This is a genomic window from Hymenobacter properus (assembly GCF_015694735.1).
In the GTDB taxonomy this organism is placed as follows: Bacteria; Bacteroidota; Bacteroidia; order Cytophagales; family Hymenobacteraceae; genus Hymenobacter; species Hymenobacter properus.
In genome coordinates, this window is record NZ_JADQDP010000003.1 from 173,760 (window position 1) to 196,409 (window position 22,650).

Below are 22,650 nucleotides of genomic sequence, written 5' to 3' on the forward strand. Positions count from 1 at the left end.
AGTGGCAACAACTGCGAAGGCGCTGGTTGCGAGGAAGACGAAGGCGTTTTTTTTCATAAAAGGGTCGGTGGCCGGAATATACGGGCGGGGGCTACCAAAAAGATTGACCGGTTCCAAACTCAACTTTGCCAGCCCTGCGTAAGGCTAGGCAAATAGCCTGCGCCAAGTTTGCCGAAAAAGCCGGAAGTTGCGCTCCCTTTCCTGCCTGCCATGACGTTCAGCGTTATCATCCCCACCTTCAACGAAGCTCCCAACATTGCCCGCCTGGTGGCCGATTTGCGCCGCCACGCCCCCGCCAGCGAGGTCGAAATCCTGGTGGTAGATGCCCACAGCCCCGATGGCACCGCCGACCTCGCCCGCCAGGCCGGGGCCACCGTGTTGCTAAGCCCCAAGCCCGGCCGCGCCGCCCAAATGAACCACGGCGCCGCCCACGCCACCGGCGACGTTCTCTACTTCGTGCACGCCGACGTGGGCATTCACCCCGACTACGTGGCTACCATCCGGCGGGCGGTGGCGGCGGGGCACGAGGCCGGCTGCTACCGCTTCCGGTTCGATTCGCCGCACCCGCTGCTGCGTATCAACAGCTACGGCACGCGCTTTAAGGGCATCATGAGCCGCGGCGGCGACCAGACTTTGTTCATCACCAAAGAATTGTTTCAGCGACTGGGTGGGTTCAACGAGCGGTTCGTCATCATGGAGGATTTTGAAATCATCCGGCGCATTCGGCGCGTGGCCTCGTTCTATATTGTGCCGCAGGACGTGGTGGTGTCGGCCCGGAAGTACGAAACCAACAGCTGGCTCCGCGTGCAGCTGGCCAACCTCACGGCGTTTATGATGTTCTTCCTGAACGTGCCGCCCCCGCGCATTGCCCGCACCTACAAGGCCCTGCTCAACTACCGTTGATGCCCGGCCGCGTACTCGTGACGGGCGCCAACGGCTTTCTGGGGCGCCACCTGGTGCAGGAGCTGGTGCAGCGCGGCTACCCCGTGCGGGCGATGCTGCGGCCCGGTACTGCGCCGCCCTTCCCGGCAGCCTGGGGCGTGGAGTATTGCGAAGAAGACCTGGCCCGGCCCGTCAATATTTCCCATTTAAGTAGCTTGGCCGAAGGTTGCGATGCCATTATTCATGCCGCCGCGCTGGCCCAGGTAAATCCTGCCCGAAATCCGGAGGTGGTGCTCGCCAACATTGGCGGCACCGAAAACGCGCTGCGCATGGCCCGCAAAGCTGGCGTTAGCCGTTTTGTGTACGTGGGCACGGCCAACGTTTTCGGTTTCGGCACCCAGCAAAACCCAGGCGATGAAGCCCGGCCCTACGCTGGCCGGCACTATGGCCTCGACTACATGGACAGCAAAGTGGCCGCAACCGAACTAGTGTTGCGCGCTATTCGGGAAGAAAATCTGCCGGCCGTGCTGGTGCATCCCACCTTCATGTTGGGGCCGGGCGATGCCAAGCCGACTTCCAACGCGCTGCTGCTGGAACTATACCACGGCCGCCTGCCCGGCTACCCGCCCGGCGGCAAAAACTACGTGCACGTGCGCGACGTGGCCGTAGCCACCGTCAACGCCCTCACGATGGGCCGCGTGGGCGAGTCCTATATTCTGGGCAATGAAAACTTGAGCTACCGCGAGGCTTTTCAGCTGATTGCGAATTGCTTGGGCGTGGCGCCGCCGCGCTGGCCCGTTCCGTCGGGGCTGGCCGCAATCTACGGGCAGCTCTGCGACGTAAAGTCTTGGCTAACCGGCCGGCCGGCGCAGCTGAATGCGGCCATGGCCGCCGTGGCCAACGACGGCCATTACTTTACTGCCCAAAAGGCCCGCACCGAATTGGCCCTGCCCCATACCCCCATCACCCAAGCCGTGGCCGAATCCTTTGCCTGGTTTAAAGCCCACCGTTATGTCTGAAGTCGGATTGGCCGGTAGCTCCGGTCCGTTTGCGGGCAAGGTGGCCATTGTCACGGGTTCGGAGTCGGGCATCGGGCGCGAAACGGCGCGCCTGCTTTGCGAAAGCGGCGCGGCTGTAGTACTCAACGGTCGTAATGCCGAGCGGTTGGCCCAAACCCGCGCCGCGCTGGAAGCAGCCGGGCACGCCGTAGCCAGCTGCGTAGCCGACGTGACGGATTACGCCGCCTGCGAGCAGCTTGTTAGCACGGCCATCGATGCTTTTGGTTGGCTTGATATACTGGTCACCAACGCCAGCATTTCGCAGCGCGCCTACTTCGCCGACATGCAGCCCGCCGTGTTTCGGCAGGTGATGGACAGCAACGTGTACGGCTCGGTGTTCCCCCTGAAAGCGGCCCTGCCCCATTTGATAAAATCGAAGGGCAGCGTCACGTTCATTTCCTCTATATCTGCTCTGAATGGCATGCCCAGCGGCTCGGCCTACTGCGCGGGCAAGGCGGCGGTGGCCAACCTGGCCCACACCCTGCGGCTGGAACTGGCCGAAACGGGCGTGCATTTTGGCGTGGTGCACATCGGCTTTACCCAGAACGACCCAGAAAAGCGCGTGCTGGCCGCCAACGGGCAGCCAGTGTCCATTGCCCACCGCCCGCCCCGCTGGCAAAAAAGCCAGGCCGAAGTAGCGTCCATCATCGTGCGGCACATCCAGCGGCGGCGGCAGCGCACGGTTATTTCGGCCCTGGGGCAACTGATTGTGCTGGTGCACACCTACTTTCCGCGGCTCGGCGACTGGGTGGTGCGGACCACCATGCGCCGGATGCGACATTTCTACGAATGACGGGGTTGGTAAATCTGCCAGCTTCGGCTTTCTCGTAAGGTTCGGTGGGCAGCGCCGGCTATTAACTTGCTTCTATTCTTACGGTTGGGCTGTAGCCGCCAATCCCGTGTCCTCTTCTAATTCGAATGATTAAGTCCCTCAAAGCCACTGGCAATCAACTGGCTGACTCTGCCTTTCAGCTCACCGTGCTGCGCCGCGAGGTGGCCGACACGCTGCACCTGCCGCTGTTTCATGAGAAGCTGCGCGAGGCGGCGCTGTTTCCGCTGACGCCCGTGGCACCGGCCGTGCTGCAAATCAACGTGGGCAAGATGTGCAACCAGGTATGCAAGCACTGCCACGTAGACGCCGGCCCCGACCGCAAGGAAATCATGACCCGCGAAACGATGCAATACTGCCTCGATGCGCTGGCCCAGACCGATATCCCGACCGTGGACCTGACCGGCGGGGCACCCGAGATGAACCCCGACTTCCGCTGGTTTGTGGAGGAAATCAGCAAGTTGGGGCGCAAAGTACTGGTGCGCTGCAATCTGACCATCATCGTGGCCAACAAGAAATACCACGACCTGCCCGAGTTTTTTAAAAAGCACGGCGTGGAAGTGGTAAGCTCCTTGCCCTTCTACAGCGCCTCGAAGACCGACAGCCAGCGCGGCGACGGGGTGTTTGAGGATTCCATCAAAGCATTGAAAATGCTGAACGCCGTGGGCTACGGCCAGCCCGGCTCGGGCCTGGTGCTGAACCTGGTGTACAACCCCGCCGGCGCCTTCTTGCCAGGCTCCCAGAAGGGCTTGCAGAACCAGTTCAAGCGGGTGCTGCTGAAGGACCACGGCATCGTGTTCAACGAGCTGTATGCCATCACCAACATTCCCGTGAGCCGCTACCTCGACTACCTCATTGAGTCGGGCAACTACGCAGGCTACATGGAGAAGCTGGTCACGGCCTTCAACCCCGTGGCGGCGGCCGGCGTGATGTGCCGCAACACCATTTCGGTGGGCTGGGACGGCGGCCTCTACGACTGCGACTTCAACCAGATGCTGGACCTGCACGTGGCCAGCACCGTGCAGCACATCCGCGACTTCGATGCCGCGGCCTTGGGTCAGCGCCCCATCGTCGTGAACCAGCACTGCTACGGCTGCACGGCCGGCAGCGGCTCCAGCTGCGGCGGCACCGTGGCGTAAGGGGGTTTGTTATAATTATAAACCGGTCATGTCGAGCGCAGCCGAGATATCTTGCGTGCCGAAGTAATCCCATCCATTGGTTTACTCAAGCATGCGAGATGTCTCGGCTGCGCTCGACTTGACCGTGTTCTATTGATTTGACGAACCGCGCCAGGTGGCCAGGTCCCGTCCCGAATCAACGTCATGCAGCATCGGCAGCTGCGCTACGCTAAGGCCCAAGCGGGCGGCATCGGCCAGGGTATCGGGCAGCACGGTGGCCGTGCTCCAGTTTTTATTGGCAAAAAGCGCAGGCTGCAATTCCCGCAGCCCCAATAGGTAATACCCGCCGTCGTCGGCCGGCCCCACCACCACATCGTGGGCATTTAGCGCCTCGAAGGCGGCGCGCAGTAGCGCCGGCGTTAGGCCCGGGCAGTCGGTGCCGATGATAACGGCCCGCGCGGCACCGGCGGCAAAGGCTTCCCCAAACGCGTGGCTCATGCGCTCGCCGAGCGATTCGGCGGCCGGCTGCACCCGCCAGGGCAGGCCGGGCCACTCGGGCCGGGGCGCGGCGGGGTCGGCCCCGGCGGGCGCCTCGGCCAGCCACACGGTGGCGGGCACCTGCGCGGCGGCCACGGCGGTAGCGGTCAGGCCAAGCAATTCGCGGTACACGGCCAGGGCGGCCTCGGGGCCAATATCGACCGCGAGGCGGGTTTTGACGCGGCCCAGCACGGGTTCGCGGGCAAAGACGAGAAGATGGTTAGGGGAAAAATCAACTACGGTTGGCATGGGAAAGGGTGCTTAGAGGGTGGCAAGCTAGCGCCCGCGGCCAACTTGGCTTGATTAAAAAATTTGAATTCAAAAAAAATCAGGCTTTATGGAACCAAAATTGCTAACCTGAAAAAACACAAGGCCATAAGCCTAATGTGCTTTTCAATTAAATAGTTGGGCTGCCTATAGGGCTCACGCGGCAGGCAGCGGGCTTCGTGGTTGCTGAAATAGCTATATAAACCGGTCACATTTTTTCCTTTTCACCCATGCGAAATCATTTACTCCTGATTTTTTCATTCCTGCTGGCGGGGCTGTTGGGCAGCGCGCCCGTGGCCCAAGCCTCCCACTACCTGGGCGGCGACCTGACCTACGTATCGTTGGGCAATAGCCAGTACCGCGTGAGCTTTCGCCTATACCGGGACTGCTCGGGTATCGTGCCTGGCCCGTTCAGCCTAAGCTGCAAAAACGGCGGCTGCAGCTCCCCTACCACTATAGTAGCCCCGCTGGTGCAGCAAGGGACGGCACAGGCGGGCAACCCTTTTTGCGCGGCCGTATCGGCGGGGCCATGCCAAGGCCCGTCGGGTTTGCCCAACTACGACATTACTACGTGGGTGGCCACGGTGACCCTGACCCCTGGGCAGTGGATTCTGAGCACCGACCAAAATGCCCGTCCGGCCCTGGCCAACATCCAAGCCGGCGACCTGTACGTGGAAGCCACCCTCGACAACCGCAACCAGGGCGGTACGGCCGTGGTCAATAACTCGCCCCAGTTCGACCCCCAGGACATTCCGATGCAATACGTGTGCTGGAAGCAGAGCGCCACGATGGCCTTTTCCTCCATCGAAGCCGATGGCGACTCGCTGGTGTACTCGCTGGCGGCTCCGCTGCAGGCTTGCGGCACGCCGGCTACTTATAACATCTATCCGAACGTAAACCCCATTATTAACCCCTTGCCGGGAAACCCGCCTTGCATTTTTACTTTTCCCGGCATGCCCGGCGGTACGTACACGCCCACTTATCCCATTCGTCTGGGCCTGGACACGGTGGGCACCTGCCCTACCCGCAGCGGCGTCATGCGGCCGTTCCGCTTCAACCAGCAAGCCCGCACGGTAACGTTCACGCCCGGCTATTACGACCCCAGCGCGGTAGTTGGCAGTGGCATCAACAAATACCAACTGGCTATGCTCGTCACGGAATATCGCCGCATCAACGGCGTGCGCCGCGTCATCGGCACGGTGCGCCGCGAAGCAACCGTAATTGTGACTGATTGCGGCGGGAATACCGTGCCCACCACGGTGCGCCCAACAGCCGTGACGGCCAACTCGGGCACCACCACCGTGAACACTGTGGACACCACGCGCATTGACGTGCGCAGCTGCAACTACTCGCGCGTGGAGCTCAACTTTACCGACCCCGACAACCTGCGCACGCCCAGCGCCAACCAGCGCCTCACGGTGACCATGCCCACCGACATCAACGTGGCCCCTCACTACCTGGATTCGGGCGACGTCGGCTCCTTTGTGCTGAGCGGCAACGGCACCACCAACCCCAAAGGGGTATTCTTCTTCCAGCCCTCGTCCACTACTGTGGGCCGCACCATCCGGATAAGTTTCCGGGTAGAAGATGACGCCTGCCCCATTAAGGGCATGCAAAACCGCGTGGTGGTTATTCGGGTGCTGCGCAGCAACGCCACCGCGTCCATTTTGCTGAACAATCCGCCCGTGCTGTGCCTTGGGGCTTCTACGGTGTTGCAAGGTGCGGTGGCACAACCGGACTCCATCCGTCGCATTGCCAACAACACCACGGTGAGTCAGCAGTATTACTTTCAATGGAGCACCAACGCGGGAGGCAACGGCCTGCCCGCCATTACCAACACGCAGAGCATCTCGGTAAACCCCACTGTGACGACGCGCTACCTGCTGCGCGTCAACCCCGTGCTCGGTTTTTCCCAGGGCACGTGCGGCGACACCACTTCGGTGCTGGTGCGCGTGCTGCCGACTGTGGCGCCGCCCGTGGTGACACGCAACGGTCAGACCCTGACCAGCAGCTACGCCACCGGCAACCAATGGTTCCGCAACGCGCAGGCGGTGCCCGGCGCCACCGGCCAGAGCCTTAATGTGACCACCACCGGCTCTTACACCGTGCAGGCCTACGTGGCCAGCCCGACGGGCAGTTGCGTGACGCCGGCCTCGGCGGCCCTCACGGTGCTCTCGGCGGTGCGGGCCGCGCCCGGCACCAGCCTGAGCGTGGTGCCCAACCCCACGCCCGACGGCCGCCTGCAGGTCACCCTCACCGGTTACTCTCAGCCGGTGTCGCTCACCGTGCTCGACGCCCTGGGCCGGAAGGTGGCCGAATCGATGGTGGCCGCCCCCAACCCGCAGGGCAGCACCCAAGAAGTGAACCTGAGCGGCTGCGAAGCCGGCTTCTACCTTTTGCAGGTACGCACGGCCACTAGCCTGGAAGTTCGTCGCATCGTGCGGCAATAAGGCTTAGCCCGGCCGTGGTCTAATTGGTCAACCGAGAGCGGTTGGCTGGCTAGCGCACGGCCGGGCTAAACAGACCGCGCACGGTTTCACCGCCGTGACCAGTTTCTTTCCTCCTTTCCAACTGAGCATGAAAAACTATTTATCGTCGCTTCTCTTTTTGCTGTTGCTGAGTGGCTGGCTGCCCGGCGGCACCCCGCAGGCCCACGCCACCCAATTTGTGGGCGGCGACCTGACGTATGTGTCGCTGGGCAATGACCAGTACCGCGTCACGCTGCATTATTACCAGGACTGCTCGGGCGTGCTGCCTGCTCCCTTCACGCTCACGTGTCGTAACGGCAGTTGCGGCTCTGCCGCCACGCTCACGGCGCCACTGGTGCAGCAAGGGCCCATTGAGGCCGGCAATCCTTTTTGCGCAGCCATCTCCGCCACGCCCTGCCAGGGGCCCACGGGCTTGCCCAGCTACCAACTTTTTACTTACGCGGCCACCGTGACGCTGCCCGCGGGCCAGTGGCAACTGAGCACCTTGTATAGCGCCCGCCCGGCGATGACCAACACGGTGGCCGGCGACCTGTACGTGGAAGCCACCCTGGATAACCGCAACTCCAGCACGGGCGCGGCCGTGTCCAACAACTCGCCGCAGTTTGCTGCGCAGGAGGCGCCGGTGCAGTACGTGTGCTGGCGGCAGCCCACCACGCTCACGCTGCCCGCCACCGAAGCCGACGGCGACTCGCTGGCATACGCGCTGGCCGCGCCGCTGCAGGCTTGCAACACGCCGGTGACGTATTCCTCATTCGCTGTTGCGCCGGTGCTAGCACCCGTTTCCAGCACCAGCGGCCCGTGCTTTTTCAACTATGCGGGCACGGGCTCCGGCTACTATGGCCCCACCAGCCCCATTTGGCTGGGGGTCGATACCGTTGGCTTCTGCCCCACGCGGACCGGAATTACCCGTGTTTTGCGTTTCAACGCGCAGGCCCACACCATCACTTTTACGCCTGGCGTCTACAATGCGCCAACCGGCAACACCAGCAACAACCGCTATCAATTGGCCATGCTGATAACCGAGTATCGCCGCATCAACGGGGTGCGCCGCGTGGTGGGCACGGTGCGCCGGGAAATAACCGTGCTGGTGACCGATTGCAGCGGCAACTCTGTGCCCAATCCGCCGGTGGCAAGCAATGGCATCAACCTTCAAGACACGACGCGTATTCAGGTGCGCAGCTGCAGCTACACGCGCGTAGAACTCAACTTCACCGACCCTGACAACCTGCGCACGCCCAGCGCCAACCAGCGCCTGACCGTGACGCTGCCGCCAAACTTCGACACCGACCCCACCCTGTTCGGCGCCACTGATGTGGGCACGTTCCGCCTCACGGGCAACGGCAGCACCAACCCCAAAGCGGTGATGCTCTTCCAGCCCTCGCCCACCGCCGAAGGGCGCACCATCCGGTTCAACCTGAAACTTGAGGACGACGCCTGCCCCGTTAAGGGTGTGCGAAACCGGGTGTTTGATATTCGTATATTTCGGGGCAATTACGCCGTCATTATGCCCTTCTCGCCGCCCCCGCTGTGCCAGGGCGCCAGCATGACGCTGCAAGGCCAGATATTGCGTGCCGACTCGGTTCGGAATTTTACCACCAATACCTCCCAGCTGCAGCCCTACACTTACCAGTGGAGCACCAATGCGGGCGGCAATGGCCTGCCGGCCGTGACGAACACGCGCGACATTGCGGTGAACCCCACCGTGACGACGCGCTACATCCTACGTGTGACCCCCACCCTGGGCTACACTATAGGGTGCGGCGACACCACGTCGGTGGTGGTGCGCGTGCGGCCGGGGGTGGCCACGCCCGTCATCACCCGCAACGGTCAGACCCTGACCAGCAGCTACGCCACCGGCAACCAGTGGTATCTCAACGGCCAGCCTATTCCTGGCGCTACGGGCCAGAGCATCACCATTACCGCCAGCGGCAGCTACACGGTGCAAACCGTGGTGACGGGCGCATCGGGCAGTTGCACCTCGCCCATGTCGGCGGCCCTCACGGTGCTCTCGGCGGTGCGGCCTCTGCCCGGCAGTAGCCTGCGCGTGGTGCCCAACCCCACGCCCGACGGCCGCCTGCAGGTCACCCTCACTGGCTACGCGCAGCCGGTGTCGCTCACGGTGCTTGACGCTTTGGGCCGGAAGGTGGCCGAATCGATGGTGGCCGCCCCCAACCCGCAGGGCAGCACCCAGGAAGTGAACCTGAGCCACTGCGAAGCCGGCTTCTACCTGCTTCAGGTGCGCACGGCTTCCAGCCTGGAAATCCGCCGCATTGTGCGCCAGTAGGCCTTTCGCTCCACCCACCGCGGGGCTAATTCAATTCCAATTGGTTCTTTCCACTGAGCAGACTTCAACCCTTGGCTGTACTCCTATGAAAGCCTCCTTACTTCTCATTCTCAGGACTATCTTGGCCTGGGCGCTGCTGGGCGGCCTGCCCGCGGCGCAGGCCTCGCACATGCTAGGCGGCGAAATGACTTATCGCTCGCTGGGTAACAACCAGTACCGGGTCAGGTTCCGGCTTTACCAGGACTGTTCGGGTGCCCCCACCACGGCCCTTACGTTGGAATGCCGCAACGGCGGCGGGTGCAATACTCCCGCCACCCTCACGGCGCCGCTGCTGCAGCAAGGCGCGGCTTTTGAGCCCGCGGCCTTGTGCACCAGCGCGGTGAACACCTGTCAGAACCCGGTGTCGAACTATCCGATGTTTCGCTTCGTGAATTACGAGGCCACGGTGACACTGGCCCCCGGCCAGTGGACGCTGAGTACCTACCAGACTTCCCGTCCGTCGCTGGCCAACGTCGTTTCGGGCGACTTGTATACCGAGGCCTTCCTCGACAACCGCGGCAGCAGCGTGGCCAACAACTCGCCCCAATTCGACGCCGAGGACATTCCGGTGCAGTACGTGAACTGGAAACAGTTTACAACCTTCAGCTTCTCGGCCCTGGAGCCCGACGGGGATTCTGTGGCGTGTTCGCTGGTGGCTCCGCTGCAGGCCTGCAACACGCCTCTTGCCTACAGACCCGTCTGGTGGCAGAGCTACCCGTATCCAATCCCCTGGCCCGTGACGTGTTTCTTTACTCCCAATAGTTTCATGCCTGGGTACTTTTCACCTTCCTACCCCATAAACATGGGCTTCGACACTCTTGGTACCTGCCCGAACAGAACGGGAGTGCTTCGCACGCTGCGTTTCAACCAGGAAGCCCGCACCATCGTCGTCAGTCCCTATTTTTTCGATGCCAGCGCGACAGCGGCCAGCGGCAACAACAAATACCTGCAGGCCGTGCAGGCCGATGAATACCGCTACGTGAACGGCGTGCGCCGCCTGATTGGCCGCGTGCGCCACGAAATGGTGCTGATTGTGGTGGACGGCGGCAGCAACACGGTGCCCAACCCCGTGCAGGTGGCCAACCAAACCATCAATTCCGGTGCCCGCATCATCAATGCCCTGGACTCGACCCAGGTGGAAGTGGAAGCCTGCAGCTATTCGCGCCTGACGCTCGACTTCACCGACCCCGACAACCTGCGCACGCCCAGCGCCGGCCAGCTGCTCACCGTCACCGTCCCGACCGACCTCAACACCAACCCCCTGCTGCTGGACGGCGGCGACGTGGGCACGTTCAGCCTGAGCGGCAACGGCACGGCCCGGCCGCGGGGCACGCTCTATCTGCAGCCTTCGGCCGCGGCCGCCGGGCGCACCATCCGCATCAACGTGCGCGTGGAAGACAACGCCTGCCCCGTGAAAGGCCGGCAGAACCGGGTGATTGTGATTAAAATACACAAGAGCCTACGGGCTGCCATTGCCCTGGCCGGTACCACCGCCCGCGTAACAACCCTCAGCCTGCCCATTGGCAGCACGCTGGACCTGAGAGGCCTGGCCATGCGGCCGGATTCGCTGCGGCTGCTTGCCTCTGGCACAACGGTTGCCCAGAGCTACAGCTATCAGTGGCAGGTGCGCGGCAATGGCCTCAACCCGGCGCAGGCCACCAGCGCCAGTATCACGGTGGCGCCTACCATCCCCAGCCGCTATCTGCTGGCCGTAACGCCCACCGGGGGCTTTGGTGGGGGTTGCGGCGACACCACCTCGGTGCTGGTGACCCTCATGATGCCGTTGGCGCCGGTCGTCACAGCCAGCGGCGCTGTGCTGAGCAGCAGCTATGCCACCGGCAACCAATGGTATCTCAACGGCCAACTCATTCCTGGCGCCACCGGCCAGACCATTACGCCCACCGGTGGAGGCACTTACACGGTAGTGGTGACAATTGTAGCGGGCGGCGTGACGTATACCTCGCCCATGTCGGCACCGTTCACGGTGCTCTCGGCGGTGCGGGCCGCGCCCGGCACCAGCCTGCGTGTAGTGCCCAACCCCACGCCCGACGGCCGCCTGCAAGTCACGCTCACCGGCTACGCGCAGCCGGTGGCGCTCACGGTGCTCGACGCCCTGGGCCGGAAGGTGGCCGAATCGATGGTGGCCGCCCCCAACCCGCAGGGCAGCACCCAGGAAGTGAACCTGAGCCACTGCGAAGCCGGCTTCTACCTGCTTCAGGTGCGCACGGCTTCCAGCCTGGAAATCCGCCGCATTGTGCGCGAATAGCCGCTCGGGCGTAGCGCCTTTGGTATAGACAAGAAAAAGCCGACTGCTTGCTAAGCAGCCGGCTTTTTTGTTATAAGACGAGTTCTACTTCGACCCCACTTTCAGCTGCAAGGTACCGGCTTGCAAGCCCGCGCCTGTCACTTTCAATTGCACGTCGCCAGCCTTGTCCGAAGCCTGCACAATGGCTACCAACTGACCGTGGAAGGCATGCATCTGCGGCTGGTGGAAGAGTTCCAGGCTGGTGGGGTCGCCGTTGGCCACGGCGCGGAAGCGGCCGGCGCCACTCACGCTCATTTGCAGCGCGTCGGCGGCATCGGGGCAGAGGTTGCCCTGGGCGTCTTCTACGCGCACGGTCACGTAGGCCAGGTCCTGGCCGTCGGCTTTCAGCGCGGGGTGGTCGGCCACCAGTTTGAGGTGGTGCGGCTTGCCGGCAGTGCGTACGGTTTCTTCGGCCACGGCTTTGCCCTGGGCATCGTAGGCCACCACTTTGATGTTGCCGGGCGCGTATTTCACGTCGTTCCACATCAGGCGGTAACGCGTCTGGGGCTGGTCAGACGGTCCTTTGATTTGGCGACCCTGGCTCACGCCGTTCACAAACAGCTCGGCCGAGTGGTAGTTGGTGTAGCAGAACACGGGCGTGGTCTGGCCTTCGCGGCCGGGCCAGGTCCAGTGGGGCAGCAGGTGCAGGGTGGGCGCGGTAGGTTTCCACTTGGCACGGTAGAGGTAGTACCGGTCTTTTGGTATACCGGCCAGGTCCAGAATGCCGAACATGGAGCTGTGCGAGGGCCACTTCTCGTCGTAGGGCGTGGGTTCGCCCAGGTAGTCGAAGCCGGTCCACACAAACTCGCCCAGCACATTAAGCATGTCATCCTGCTTCACAAACTCCTCGTCGGGCGTTTGCGACCACACGCAGGCCTCCAGGTCGTACGACGAACACTGGTTGTCGTCGTACTGCTTCTGCTTGGCCCGCACCACCGGAAACTTATACACGCCCCGCGAGCTGATGGTGGAAGCGGTTTCGGAGCCCAGCAGGAAGCCCTGCGGCAGCTTGGCCAGCGCCTCAGCGTAGCGGTGGGGCTTGTAGTTGAAGCCTGGAATCTCAATCACGGGCGCCATGCCGTACTTGAAGTCGTCATCAAACCGGTCCATGCCCGCGGCCACGGGGCGCGTGGGGTCTTCGCGGTGCACAATGTCCTGCAAGCGCTTGGCGATGACGGGGCCGTTGGCGTTGCTCTGGTCGGGCACCTCGTTACCGATGCTCCACATTATCACCGACGGGCTGTTGCGGTCGCGGTGCACCATGTTCACCAGGTCTTTTTCCGACCACTGGTCAAAATACTGGCTGTAACCGTTTTTCACCTTCGGCGCCTTCCACTCGTCAAAGGCCTCCACCATCATCATAAAGCCCATTTCGTCGCACAGCTGTACCAGCTCCGGCGCCGGCATGTTGTGCGAGGTCCGGATGGCGTCGCAGCCCATGTCTTTCAGCAAGGCCAACTGCCGGCGCAAAGCGGCGGTATTGATGGCCGCGCCCAGCGGGCCCAAATCGTGGTGGTTGCACACGCCCTTAAACTTGCGCGGCTGTCCATTCAACGAGAAGCCTTTGCCCGCTTCAAACTTAAACGAGCGAATCCCAAAGCGTGTGGTGTAGGTGTCCTTCAAAGCCTGCCTCGCATACAGCTTCGACGAAGCCGTATACAGCACCGGCGTCTCCGGCGACCATAGTTTCGGCTGCGGCACCTGCAAGGTTTGCTCAAACTCCGGCGCGCCCGCAGCCGCCAGGTTGCTGGTGGAGGTGGCCACCACCTTGCCCGCCGCGTCCTTGATTTCCGTCACCAGGCGCAGCGCCGGGCGCGTGCTGCCCGCCGCCACCTGGGTGCGCAGCTTCACGGTAGCAGTCTGGGCCGTAATGTCGGGCGTGGTGAGGTAAGTGCCCCACACGGGGATGTGCACATCGTCGGTCACGATGAGGTGCACATTGCGGTAGAGGCCGGAGCCAGGGTACCAGCGCGAGGCCTCCGGCTGGTTGCGCAAGCGCACAGCCAACGTATTGTCACCGCTGGCTTTTAGGTACGAAGTTATATCAAAGGAAAACGAGTTATAGCCGTAGGGCCAGTTGCCCACCTCTTTGCCATTCACGAACACGTGCGCGTCGCTCATGGCCCCATCGAACAGCAGCACCGCCCGCTGCCCGGCCTTGAAGCCCGGCACCGCCAGCCGCCGCCGGTACCAGCCCGTGCCAATAAACGGCAGGCCGCCCGTGCGCCCGGCTTTCTGCGTGGCTTTCTGCTCCTGGTTCTGCTCAATCTTGACGGTTTGCAGGTCGTTGTTGCCATCGAAAGGCCCGTAGATGGCCCAATCGTGCGGCACGCGCACCGTCTGCCAGCCCGCGTCTTTGAAATCGGACTTGGCCGCGTCGGGCTGCTCGCCTTTGGCAAATTTCCAATCCGTGGTCAGCAAATACTCCTGCCGCGTTTGGCCTGCCGCCAGCAGGGCCGTTGATGAAAGAACAACGGTGGCCAGTCCGCCCAAAGCCCAGCGGTTAAATGATGCCCTCATGCGATTTTTGATAAAGTAAAACCGAGTAAAACACTTGTTCACCCACACCGGCAAAGGTCCGTTGGCTGAAGGGAAGCGGCAAGACAACCGTTTGTGTAATCTTCAATGCCGTTGGGCGCTAAGCTTAAACGGCGTTGTAATGACAATAAAAAAGACCTTCACTGCAATGCAGTGAAGGTCTTTTTGCAAGTACCGGAGACGGGACTCGAACCCGTAAGCCCGTGAAGGCAAGGGATTTTAAGTCCCTCGTGTATACCATTCCACCACTCCGGCATGGCTGGCATTCGCCAAAATTAACCCTAAACCTTGATATGGAGCAGGGCTAAAAACAAAAACGCCACCCGAAGGCGGCGTTTTTTTGGAGCGGGAGACGAGGTTCGAACTCGCGACCTCGACCTTGGCAAGGTCGCGCTCTACCAACTGAGCTACTCTCGCTTGAGGTTCAGAACAAGTGGCCTTGTGCTGAATGGTGCGACAAAGGTAGGGGCATTTTTTGGAGAAGCAAGTACCCGGCGTGGAAATTTTCGCTCCAAAAGCCTTTCCGCTTCATTTTCAGGCCGAAAAATTTAACCTTTTCCTAACGTCAGCTTTAGCTCGTTCAACTTCATTAGCGCCTCAATGGGCGTGAGCGTGTTCACATCGAGGTGCTGCAGCAGTTCGCGGATGCGCTCCAGCGCCGGGTCAGAGGGCTCGAAGATGCTGAGCTGGGCGCGGGGTGCGGTAGCCACGGCTGCCGTGGCGCGAGGCTGCGGCGTGGCCGGCTGCCGGGCAGGCGGCACCGCGATGCCGGTTCGCCCGTTGCCAGACTCAATGCCCGCCAGCACATCGTCAAACTCGGTAGCTGCATTATCATCAGCCCCCGCGCTGGTGCGCTCCACTTCGAGGTGGTGCATGATTTCGTTGGCTCGCAGCACCACCGAGGTGGGCATGCCGGCCAAGCGCGCCACGTGGATGCCGAAGCTGTGCTCTGAGCCGCCGGGCTGCAGCTTGCGCAGGAAGAGCACCCGGCCGTCGGCTTCCTTCACGGCCACGTTGTAGTTGCGCACGCGGGCGCAGTCGTCGGCCAGCTGGTTAAGCTCGTGGTAGTGGGTGGCGAAGAGGGTTTTGGCCTTGGCTTTGGGATTGTTGTGCAGGTGCTCCACAATGGCCCAGGCAATGCTGATGCCGTCGTAGGTGCTGGTGCCACGGCCGATTTCGTCCATCAACACGAGGCTGCGGTCGGAGAGGTTGTTCAGGATGGAGGCGGTTTCGGTCATTTCCACCATGAAGGTGCTTTCGCCCTTGCTCAGGTTGTCGGAAGCGCCCACGCGGGTAAAAATCTTGTCGATGATGCCCACGGTGGCCGCGTCGGCAGGCACGAAGGAGCCAATCTGGGCCAACAGCACGATGAGGGCAGTCTGGCGCAGCAGCGCAGACTTACCGGCCATGTTGGGACCGGTTATCACCACAATCTGCTGCTCGTCTTGGTCGAGGCAGATGTCGTTGGGGATGTAACTTTCGCCGGGCGGCAGCTGGCGCTCGATGACGGGGTGGCGGCCGGCTTTGATGTCGAGCAGGGTGCCGTCGTTCACCACGGGTTGCACGTAGCGCTGCTGCCGCGCCGTGAGCGCAAAGCTGGCCAGGCAGTCCGTGACACCAATGGCGCGGGCGTTTTGCTGAATCTGGGGCACGAAATCGAGGGCCGCCAGCACGAGGTCGTTGTAGATTTTCTGCTCGATGACGAACAGCTTTTCCTCAGCGTTGAGGATTTTTTCCTCGTAGCTTTTCAACTCCTCGGTCACGTAGCGCTCGGCGTTCACCAGCGTTTGCTTGCGAATCCACTCGGCCGGCACCTTGTCCTTATGGGCGTTGGTCACTTCGAGGTAGTAGCCAAACACCTTGTTATAAGCCACTTTCAGCGACGAGATGCCGGTGTTGCGCTGCTCCCGCATCTGGAGCTGCAATAGAAAATCCTTGCCCGAGAAAGCCAGCGCCCGCAGCTCGTCCAGCTCGGCATCGATGCCGCTGTTCAGCACGCCGCCCTGGTTGGTGAGGATGGGCGCGTCGGGCTTAATTTTGGTCAGGATTTCCTGGCGCAGGGTGGTGCAGGGGTTGAGCTGGTCGGCCAGCTTCACGAGGGCCTTCACGCCGGAGGCGGCCAGCCGCTCGCGCATGGGCGCCACGGCTTCGAGGGCGCGGGCCAACTGCAGCAGCTCTCGTGGGTTCACGCGGCGCACGGCTACTTTGGAAATCAGGCGCTCCAGGTCGTTTATCTGGCGCAGGTGCTGGGTGAGGTCGCCAAGCAATTCTTCGTCGGCCACCAAGGCAGCCACGGTATCGAGGCGGCGCTGAATCTGGCTTACTTCCTTGAGGGGCAGCACTATCCACTTGCGCAGCAGGCGGGCGCCCATGGGCGTCAGGGTTTGGTCGAGCACGTCGATGAGGGGCACGCCGCCGGGGTGCTGGGCTTGCACCAGCTCAAGGTTGCGCACCGTAAAGCGGTCAAGCCACACGTACTTGTCCTCCTCTAAACGGCCGAGGCTGGCGATGTGCTGGATATCGGTGTGCTTGGTTTCGGCGAGGTAGTGCAGGATGCAACCGGCCGCGATGACGCCTTCTTTCAGGTTATCAACCCCAAAGCCTTTGAGCGAGGTGGTGCGGAAGTGGCGCGTGAGGGTGTCGTGGGCGTAGTCGGCCCCGAAAACCCAATCGTCGAGCGCGTAGGTGCAATAGTCGGGGCCGAAATGCAACTCAAAATCCGAACGGCTTTTCTTGCAGAACAGCACCTCGGCGGGGCTGAAATTCTGCATCAGCTTGCCCAGGTAATCGAGCGTGCCCTGGGCGGCTAGGAACTCACCGGTGCTGATGTCGAGGAAGGAAATGCCAGCCTCCTGCTTGCCGAAGTGAATGGCAGCGAGGTAATTATTGGAGCGGCGCTCAAGCACGTTGTCGTGCATGCTCACGCCGGGCGTCACCAGTTCGGTGATGCCGCGCTTGACGAGGCCCTTGGCTTCCTTGGGGTTCTCGAGTTGGTCGCAGATGGCCACGCGCTGGCCGGCGCGCACCAGCTTGGGCAGGTAGTTGTCGAGCGAGTGGTGCGGAAAGCCGGCCAGGGCCACTTCGCTGCTGCTGCCCGCGCCGCGCTTGGTGAGCGTGATGTCGAGAATGCGGGCGGCCGTAACGGCGTCCTCGCCGAAAGTTTCGTAAAAATCGCCCACCCGGAACAGCAGCACCGCGCCCGGGTGCTGTTGCTTGAGCTGGTAATACTGCTTCATCAGCGGCGTTTCGCTCACGGCCGGAATGGGCGTGGTGAAGTGGTCGGGGCCGACGGACTTGATGACGAATTCTTTTTTGGGTGCAGGCAAGGCAACGGCGCGCGACCTTTGCAGGCCGCAGCATTTTTGATGTGAACAAGGAAAGGGCGGCCGTTCCCAAAGCTGCGGACGTGGCCTGACGCAACACGTCAAACCAGCAGGCCACCCTATTTTAAACCGACAAAGCGAACCGCAAAGTTCGCGCTATTTCCATGCGAAAACTCACAATGGCCGAGCTGAACCGGGCCTCGGTGGACGATTTCAAAAGTACGCCCAAAAGCCCCGTGGTTTTGGTGCTCGACAACGTGCGCAGCATGCACAACGTGGGCGCCATTTTTCGCACGGCGGATGCCTTCGCGCTGGAAAAAATCGTCCTCTGCGGTTACACCCCGCGCCCGCCGCACCGCGAAATCACCAAAACCGCGCTGGGCAGCGAGGAATCCATGGCCTGGGAATATGCCGCCGAAACTGTCACAGCCGTGGCCGCCCTCCGAGCTGCCGGCTACCAAATAGCAGCCGTGGAGCAAACCACCGGCAGCGTGCTGCTGCCGCAGTTTCGGCCCGAAGTCGGCCGGCCACTGGCACTGGTGTTGGGCAATGAGGTTTTCGGGGTAGAAGATGCCGTGCTGGCCCTGTGCGATATGGCCGTGGAAATCCCGCAGTTTGGCACCAAGCATTCGCTCAACGTGGGCGTGGCCGCCGGCGTGGTGCTCTGGGATGCACTGGTGAAGCTGGGCGTGGTGTAAGGGCCGCCACAACCCTTGACGCGACGCCGCGTTTTTCGGGCATGCTCTCCCCTGCTCAGAACCTTCGCCCCAACGACGCCCTAAAGGCTTTGCGCCCCCACGTGCCTACCGAAGCCACCGACGCCGAGGGTAGCGTGGGCGCCTTCCTGCACGCTACCTTACGCCCGGTGCTCAAGCTGCAAAACGACCTGCTGCTGGCCGTGGTAGCCGATTTTGTGTGCGACCATCACATCGCCCTGCGCCCCACCGACCAGCACCACCAGCTCACCGAATTGCTGACCCGCAACACCAAGCTGCGCTACACGGTGGCGGGCCTGATTTCCGGCCAGTTCACCACCGACGAATATGCCTACTACCGCCAGCACCGCTCCGAGTTGAACCGACGACTGCTGGAAATGACCCTGCGCCGCGTGCTCGACCAAGCCGACTCAGTGGCGGCTTTGGCGGCTTGAGCAACCGAGCCGTTACTTAGCGGTTCATGACGCACTACGAGGCCCTGGAATTGCCTGAAAACGCCTCCGCCGCCGATATCCGGCACGCTTACCGGCGGCTGGTGTTGCTGACCCATCCCGACCGCACACCGGACCCAGCCGCTCATGCGCGCTACCTGGCCGTGAATACCGCCTACGAGGTACTGAGTGCCCCCGGCCGCCGGGCGCAGTACGACGGGGAGTTGCATCAACCAACAGCTTCTTCGTCGGCGGCACCGGCATCAGGCCGAGCCCGCGACGCAGCCAGACGTGCGCGGCGGACCCGGCCCACCCCACGCCCTCCGGCCCCCGCCGCGGCCCCCTACGCGGCCGAATACGCCCGGGCGCTCCGGCTGGCCCGGCCGCTGCTGCTGGTTTCGCTGGTGCTGGGCCTGGGCGTGATGGCCGACTTAGCACTGGCCACCGAGCACCCCGAGGCGGTAGTTGATGCGCAATATCTCTTTCATTCCCGCCGCTACGACGCCAGCAATAGCACCAGTTACTGGACGCAGCAGGGCGTTTTTTCCGTCGATGCGGAAATGCCCATTGGCACCCAAGTGCTTGTGCGGCGCACGCCCATGCGGGGCACGGCCCTTTCGGTCCGTTTCAGTGCCGCCGAGCCGTCGATCGGCTGCAGCTCCATGTACTCGGGGCCCAGGGTCATCTTTTGGGTAGGGTTGCTCATCAGCGCGTTGGCCGGCCTGGCACCAATGCTCAGTGCCGACCAACGCCTCGTCGCCAGCATGGCCAACGTTGTTTTTCTGGCTGCTACGCTGCTCCAGCTTTTCCAGGCCCTGCCTTAGTCGTACTGCGAATCGCGCAGCTGCACGGGTTTAGCTTTTTTGCGCAGACGCAGGTTCAGCAGCTCCACAATCAGCGAGAAAGCCATGGCGAAGTAGAGGTAGCCTTTCTCAATTTCCTTGTGAGCCGCTTCCATCACCAGCATGAAGCCAATCATGATGAGGAACGACAGCGCCAGCATCTTGATGGTGGGGTTGTTGTTCACGAAGTTGGCCACGGCGCCACTGAACGTGAGCATGATGCCCATGGCGCAAATCACGGCCGCAATCATCACCAGCACGTTGTCGACGAGGCCCACGGCGGTGAGGATGGAGTCGAAGCTGAACACGATGTCGATGACGATGATTTGCAGAATCACGTTCAGCATCGAGGCCTGGCCTTTGCCGGCCGTTTCATCTTCTTCCTCGCCCTGCAGCTTGGTGTGAATTTCGGTGGTGCTCTTGTACATCAAAAACAAGCCGCCGGCCAGCAGAATCAGGTCGCGCCCGGTTACGCCGAAGGGCTGGTCGAGCCAAGGGAACTCGGGCAGGTTGAACAGCGGATTGCGTAGGCTCACAATCCAGGAGATGCTCAGCAACAGGCCGATGCGGAACAGCAGCGCCATCAGCAGGCCGATGGTACGCCCCCGCGCCTGCTGCTCCTTGGGCAATCGGTTGACGACAATAGAAATGAAAATGATGTTGTCGATGCCCAACACGATTTCCATGAACGTGAGGGTCAGCAAACTAACCCAGGTGGCGGCGTGGGCAAAGGCTCCGAAATCGTACACTGGTTTTGAAGTAGATATTTGAAATGAATGGTGAAGCAGCTGTCATCCTGAGCGCAGCGAAGGACCTTATCGCGCCTGGGTCGTTTTTATTACCACAAAACCAGCCAGCGGTGATAAGGTCCTTCGCTGCGCTCAGGATGACAGCTACTCCATTTCTCTAGGATTTCATGTTCACGAACTGCAAGGGCAGGCCGATATCGGCCTTGCGCAGCACGGCGATGGCGGCCTGCAAATCGTCGATTTTCTTGGACGTGACACGCACCTGGTCGTCCTGCATCTGGGCTTCCACCTTCACCTTGGCGTCTTTGATGGCCTTGATGATTTTGCGGCCGTACTCCTTGTCGACGCCGGCGCGCACCTTGATGGTTTTCTTGATAAGCTGGCCGCTGGGCTGCTCCTCGGCCGTGAAGTCGAGGCTGGTGCCGTCGATGCCCTGCTTCACCACGCGGCCCAGCAGGATGTCTTCCAAGGCCTTGATGCGCATGGAATTTTCGGACGACAGCAGGATGGTATTTTCCTTTTTGTTGAGCTCGATGCCGCCTTTGGTGTCGCGCAGGTCGTAGCGGGTGGCAAGTTCTTTGATGGCAGTGTTCACCGCGTTTTCCAGGGTTTGCGGGTCCACTTTGCTGACGATATCGAAGGAGGCCATAGCGGGAAGAGAAGTAGTTTTGGGAAGAGAAACCGGTCGCAGCCGGGGCGTAAAGGTAACGCCCGGCACCGGCCGGGGTTGCGCTCTTCTTCATTCTTTCCTCATGACTTCCACCCTCCCCGTTCGCCCGCCGCGCACCCCCGCCGAGTGGGCCGCCTATTACGCTTTGCGCTACGCCGTGCTGCGCCAGCCCTGGCAGCAGCCCCCCGGCTCGGAGCGCGTTCCGGCCGACGACGAGCCTGGCACCGTGCACGCCCTGTTGCTGGCCGACGAGACAGCCGAACCGCCCGTTGCGCTAGCCGTGGGCATGTTGCAACCTACCGGCAATGGGCAAGGGCAAATCCGCTTCATGGCCGTGGCGCCCGAGGCGGCAGGCCAGGGCCTGGGGCGTGAGGTAGTGGCGTATCTGGAAGCGCAGGCCCGCGCGGCAGGGCTGGCAGAAGTAGTGCTGCACTCGCGCGAGGCGGCCGTAGGCTTTTATGAAAAGCTGGGCTACGCGGTGGTGGAGCCCTCGCATCTGCTGTTCGGCGTCATTCCGCACTTTTTGATGCAAAAGCAGCTGTAAAGCGGCGTGAACGCTCAGAGCTGACGCTTACACTACTTATCCCCAAACTTTTCCCGGCCGCGCCACAAATCAGCGTACAATTTGAAATCGCCCAGTAGCGAATATCATGGATGCTGGAAGGTGGCCGGCCGGTTGTGCTCCACGAAGAAGTGTCCCACCCAGGCCAACCCATAGGCCGCCACGATGCCCGCCACCAGCCACTGCCAGTTGCCACTGATGCATAGCATTACCAGGCAAAGCAAAAACAGCGAGGTGCCTATGAAATGCAGCACGCGGGTGCCGCGCCGGCTGTGCTCGCGCAAGTAGCGTGGGTAAAATTCAGCAAACGTGAGGGGCAACGCAGACATGGCAAAAGGAGCTGGATGGCTGGAATGGCAATTTCAGAGTTAGCCAAAGGCAACACTGATTTTCCATCTAAACGTATTTTGCTCAAACTTGCTGCCGCCAACTCACTTTTCCATAAAGCCTCGTGTCTGAACTCATCCCATCACCAGTGCCGGAATTGGCCACTATGGTGGCTGCTTATAACCAAATGAACCACTACGGCCGCGCCAACGGTATGGCTCTTACCGTGCCCGAGCCCGGCCGCGCCGAGTACCGCATGACCGTGTGCGAAGAGCACCTCTCTTCCCCCAACACCTGCCACGGCGGCGTGCTGGCCGGCCTCATGGACGCCGCCTTGGGCGCCGCGGCCCTCACGCTGGCTTTCACCAAGCTGGAGTTTGTGTCGACCGTCGAATTCAAGATGAATTACCTGCACGCCGTGCATTTGCACGATGAGCTGGTGGCACTCGGCACAGTCGACCATGCCGGCAACTCACTGGTAGTGAGCAGCTGCGTCATCTACCGCGTGCAGAACGGGCAGGAAGACGTGGCCGTGGCGCGCGGCCTGGGCACCTTCAACCGCTACCCGGCCAACAAGCGTGACTTTGCGAAGCTGGTGATGTAGCGTGTGGCGCCTGTCATTGCGAGGGCGCAGGCCGTGGCAATCCGTCCTCTCAACCGCGACTAGCCTTGAGTTGTGGTTAA

Annotated in this window: 18 protein-coding genes and 2 tRNA genes; 12 read left to right on the forward strand and 8 right to left on the reverse strand. The window is 62.0% G+C overall.

Features of this window, described 5'->3' with window-relative positions:
• Positions 1–210 precede the first annotated feature (210 nt).
• From I2I01_RS12785 to arsS, 4 genes are all read left to right on the forward strand, one after another.
• The gene (locus tag I2I01_RS12785; RefSeq protein ID WP_196286875.1) at positions 211–903 is read left to right on the forward strand and encodes a TIGR04283 family arsenosugar biosynthesis glycosyltransferase; all 693 of its coding nucleotides are present in this window, start codon (positions 211–213) and stop codon (positions 901–903) included.
• On the forward strand, positions 903–1,901 hold the full coding sequence (locus I2I01_RS12790) for an NAD-dependent epimerase/dehydratase family protein (RefSeq protein ID WP_196286876.1): 999 nt from the start codon (positions 903–905) through the stop codon (positions 1,899–1,901). Before I2I01_RS12785 ends, I2I01_RS12790 begins: the two co-directional genes overlap by 1 nt.
• The gene (locus I2I01_RS12795) at positions 1,894–2,733 is read left to right on the forward strand and encodes an SDR family oxidoreductase (protein WP_196286877.1); all 840 of its coding nucleotides are present in this window, start codon (positions 1,894–1,896) and stop codon (positions 2,731–2,733) included. Before I2I01_RS12790 ends, I2I01_RS12795 begins: the two co-directional genes overlap by 8 nt.
• Before the next feature lie 128 nt (positions 2,734–2,861).
• Positions 2,862–3,908 carry an arsenosugar biosynthesis radical SAM (seleno)protein ArsS gene (gene arsS / locus I2I01_RS12800; RefSeq protein ID WP_196287578.1) on the forward strand — a complete coding sequence of 349 codons (1,047 nt, stop codon included), beginning with the start codon at positions 2,862–2,864 and terminating at the stop codon, positions 3,906–3,908.
• A gap of 129 nt (positions 3,909–4,037) precedes the next feature.
• Here arsS and I2I01_RS12805 read toward each other — a convergent pair whose 3' ends face one another.
• Positions 4,038–4,673 carry a TIGR04282 family arsenosugar biosynthesis glycosyltransferase gene (locus I2I01_RS12805; protein ID WP_196286878.1) on the reverse strand — a complete coding sequence of 212 codons (636 nt, stop codon included), beginning with the start codon at positions 4,671–4,673 and terminating at the stop codon, positions 4,038–4,040.
• Positions 4,674–4,921: 248 nt separating this feature from the next.
• Here I2I01_RS12805 and I2I01_RS12810 point away from each other — a divergent pair, with 248 nt between their 5' ends.
• The 3 genes from I2I01_RS12810 (at position 4,922) to I2I01_RS12820 (ending at position 11,769) form a co-directional block, all read left to right on the forward strand.
• Positions 4,922–7,141, forward strand: coding sequence for a T9SS type A sorting domain-containing protein (locus tag I2I01_RS12810; protein ID WP_196286879.1), 2,220 nt, complete (start codon positions 4,922–4,924; stop codon positions 7,139–7,141).
• Positions 7,142–7,268: 127 nt separating this feature from the next.
• On the forward strand, positions 7,269–9,464 hold the full coding sequence (locus I2I01_RS12815; protein ID WP_196286880.1) for a T9SS type A sorting domain-containing protein: 2,196 nt from the start codon (positions 7,269–7,271) through the stop codon (positions 9,462–9,464).
• Positions 9,465–9,549: 85 nt separating this feature from the next.
• On the forward strand, positions 9,550–11,769 hold the full coding sequence (locus tag I2I01_RS12820) for a T9SS type A sorting domain-containing protein (protein ID WP_196286881.1): 2,220 nt from the start codon (positions 9,550–9,552) through the stop codon (positions 11,767–11,769).
• Between the two features lie 84 nt (positions 11,770–11,853).
• On the opposite strand, the gene galB is transcribed toward I2I01_RS12820, so the two are convergent.
• The 4 genes from galB to mutS all read right to left on the reverse strand — a co-directional run bounded on the left by galB (position 11,854) and on the right by mutS (position 17,582).
• A complete protein-coding gene (gene galB, locus I2I01_RS12825; RefSeq protein WP_196286882.1) occupies positions 11,854–14,328 on the reverse strand; it encodes a beta-galactosidase GalB in 2,475 nt (824 codons plus the stop codon).
• 190 nt (positions 14,329–14,518) lie between these two features.
• Positions 14,519–14,601: transfer RNA gene (locus I2I01_RS12830), tRNA-Leu, on the reverse strand.
• 86 nt (positions 14,602–14,687) lie between these two features.
• Positions 14,688–14,763 (reverse strand) — tRNA-Gly (locus I2I01_RS12835).
• A gap of 131 nt (positions 14,764–14,894) precedes the next feature.
• The gene (mutS, locus tag I2I01_RS12840) at positions 14,895–17,582 is read right to left on the reverse strand and encodes a DNA mismatch repair protein MutS (RefSeq protein WP_196287579.1); all 2,688 of its coding nucleotides are present in this window, start codon (positions 17,580–17,582) and stop codon (positions 14,895–14,897) included.
• 251 nt (positions 17,583–17,833) lie between these two features.
• Here mutS and I2I01_RS12845 point away from each other — a divergent pair, with 251 nt between their 5' ends.
• Genes I2I01_RS12845 through I2I01_RS12855 form a run of 3 tightly spaced genes read left to right on the forward strand, consistent with a single transcriptional unit; the run spans position 17,834 to position 19,640 of the window.
• On the forward strand, positions 17,834–18,367 hold the full coding sequence (locus I2I01_RS12845) for an RNA methyltransferase (protein ID WP_196286883.1): 534 nt from the start codon (positions 17,834–17,836) through the stop codon (positions 18,365–18,367).
• A gap of 41 nt (positions 18,368–18,408) precedes the next feature.
• Positions 18,409–18,819 (forward strand): hypothetical protein, encoded by a 411-nt coding sequence (locus I2I01_RS12850; RefSeq protein WP_196286884.1) that lies wholly within the window; start codon positions 18,409–18,411, stop codon positions 18,817–18,819.
• 26 nt (positions 18,820–18,845) lie between these two features.
• The gene (locus tag I2I01_RS12855) at positions 18,846–19,640 is read left to right on the forward strand and encodes a J domain-containing protein (RefSeq protein WP_196286885.1); all 795 of its coding nucleotides are present in this window, start codon (positions 18,846–18,848) and stop codon (positions 19,638–19,640) included.
• On the opposite strand, the gene I2I01_RS12860 is transcribed toward I2I01_RS12855, so the two are convergent.
• Positions 19,637–20,407: a TerC family protein gene (locus I2I01_RS12860; RefSeq protein WP_317196892.1), complete on the reverse strand. Its 771-nt coding sequence runs from the start codon at positions 20,405–20,407 to the stop codon at positions 19,637–19,639. The genes I2I01_RS12855 and I2I01_RS12860 overlap by 4 nt on opposite strands.
• Positions 20,408–20,564: 157 nt before the next feature.
• Complete coding sequence (locus tag I2I01_RS12865; RefSeq protein WP_196286886.1) at positions 20,565–21,056, reverse strand: YajQ family cyclic di-GMP-binding protein; 492 nt, start codon at positions 21,054–21,056, stop codon at positions 20,565–20,567.
• A gap of 103 nt (positions 21,057–21,159) precedes the next feature.
• Here I2I01_RS12865 and I2I01_RS12870 point away from each other — a divergent pair, with 103 nt between their 5' ends.
• Positions 21,160–21,621: a GNAT family N-acetyltransferase gene (locus tag I2I01_RS12870; protein WP_196286887.1), complete on the forward strand. Its 462-nt coding sequence runs from the start codon at positions 21,160–21,162 to the stop codon at positions 21,619–21,621.
• 104 nt (positions 21,622–21,725) lie between these two features.
• On the opposite strand, the gene I2I01_RS12875 is transcribed toward I2I01_RS12870, so the two are convergent.
• Complete coding sequence (locus tag I2I01_RS12875; RefSeq protein WP_196286888.1) at positions 21,726–21,968, reverse strand: DUF962 domain-containing protein; 243 nt, start codon at positions 21,966–21,968, stop codon at positions 21,726–21,728.
• Positions 21,969–22,090: 122 nt separating this feature from the next.
• Between I2I01_RS12875 and I2I01_RS12880 the strand changes: the two genes are divergently transcribed.
• Positions 22,091–22,570: a PaaI family thioesterase gene (locus I2I01_RS12880; protein WP_211537944.1), complete on the forward strand. Its 480-nt coding sequence runs from the start codon at positions 22,091–22,093 to the stop codon at positions 22,568–22,570.
• Positions 22,571–22,650: the final 80 nt, after the last annotated feature.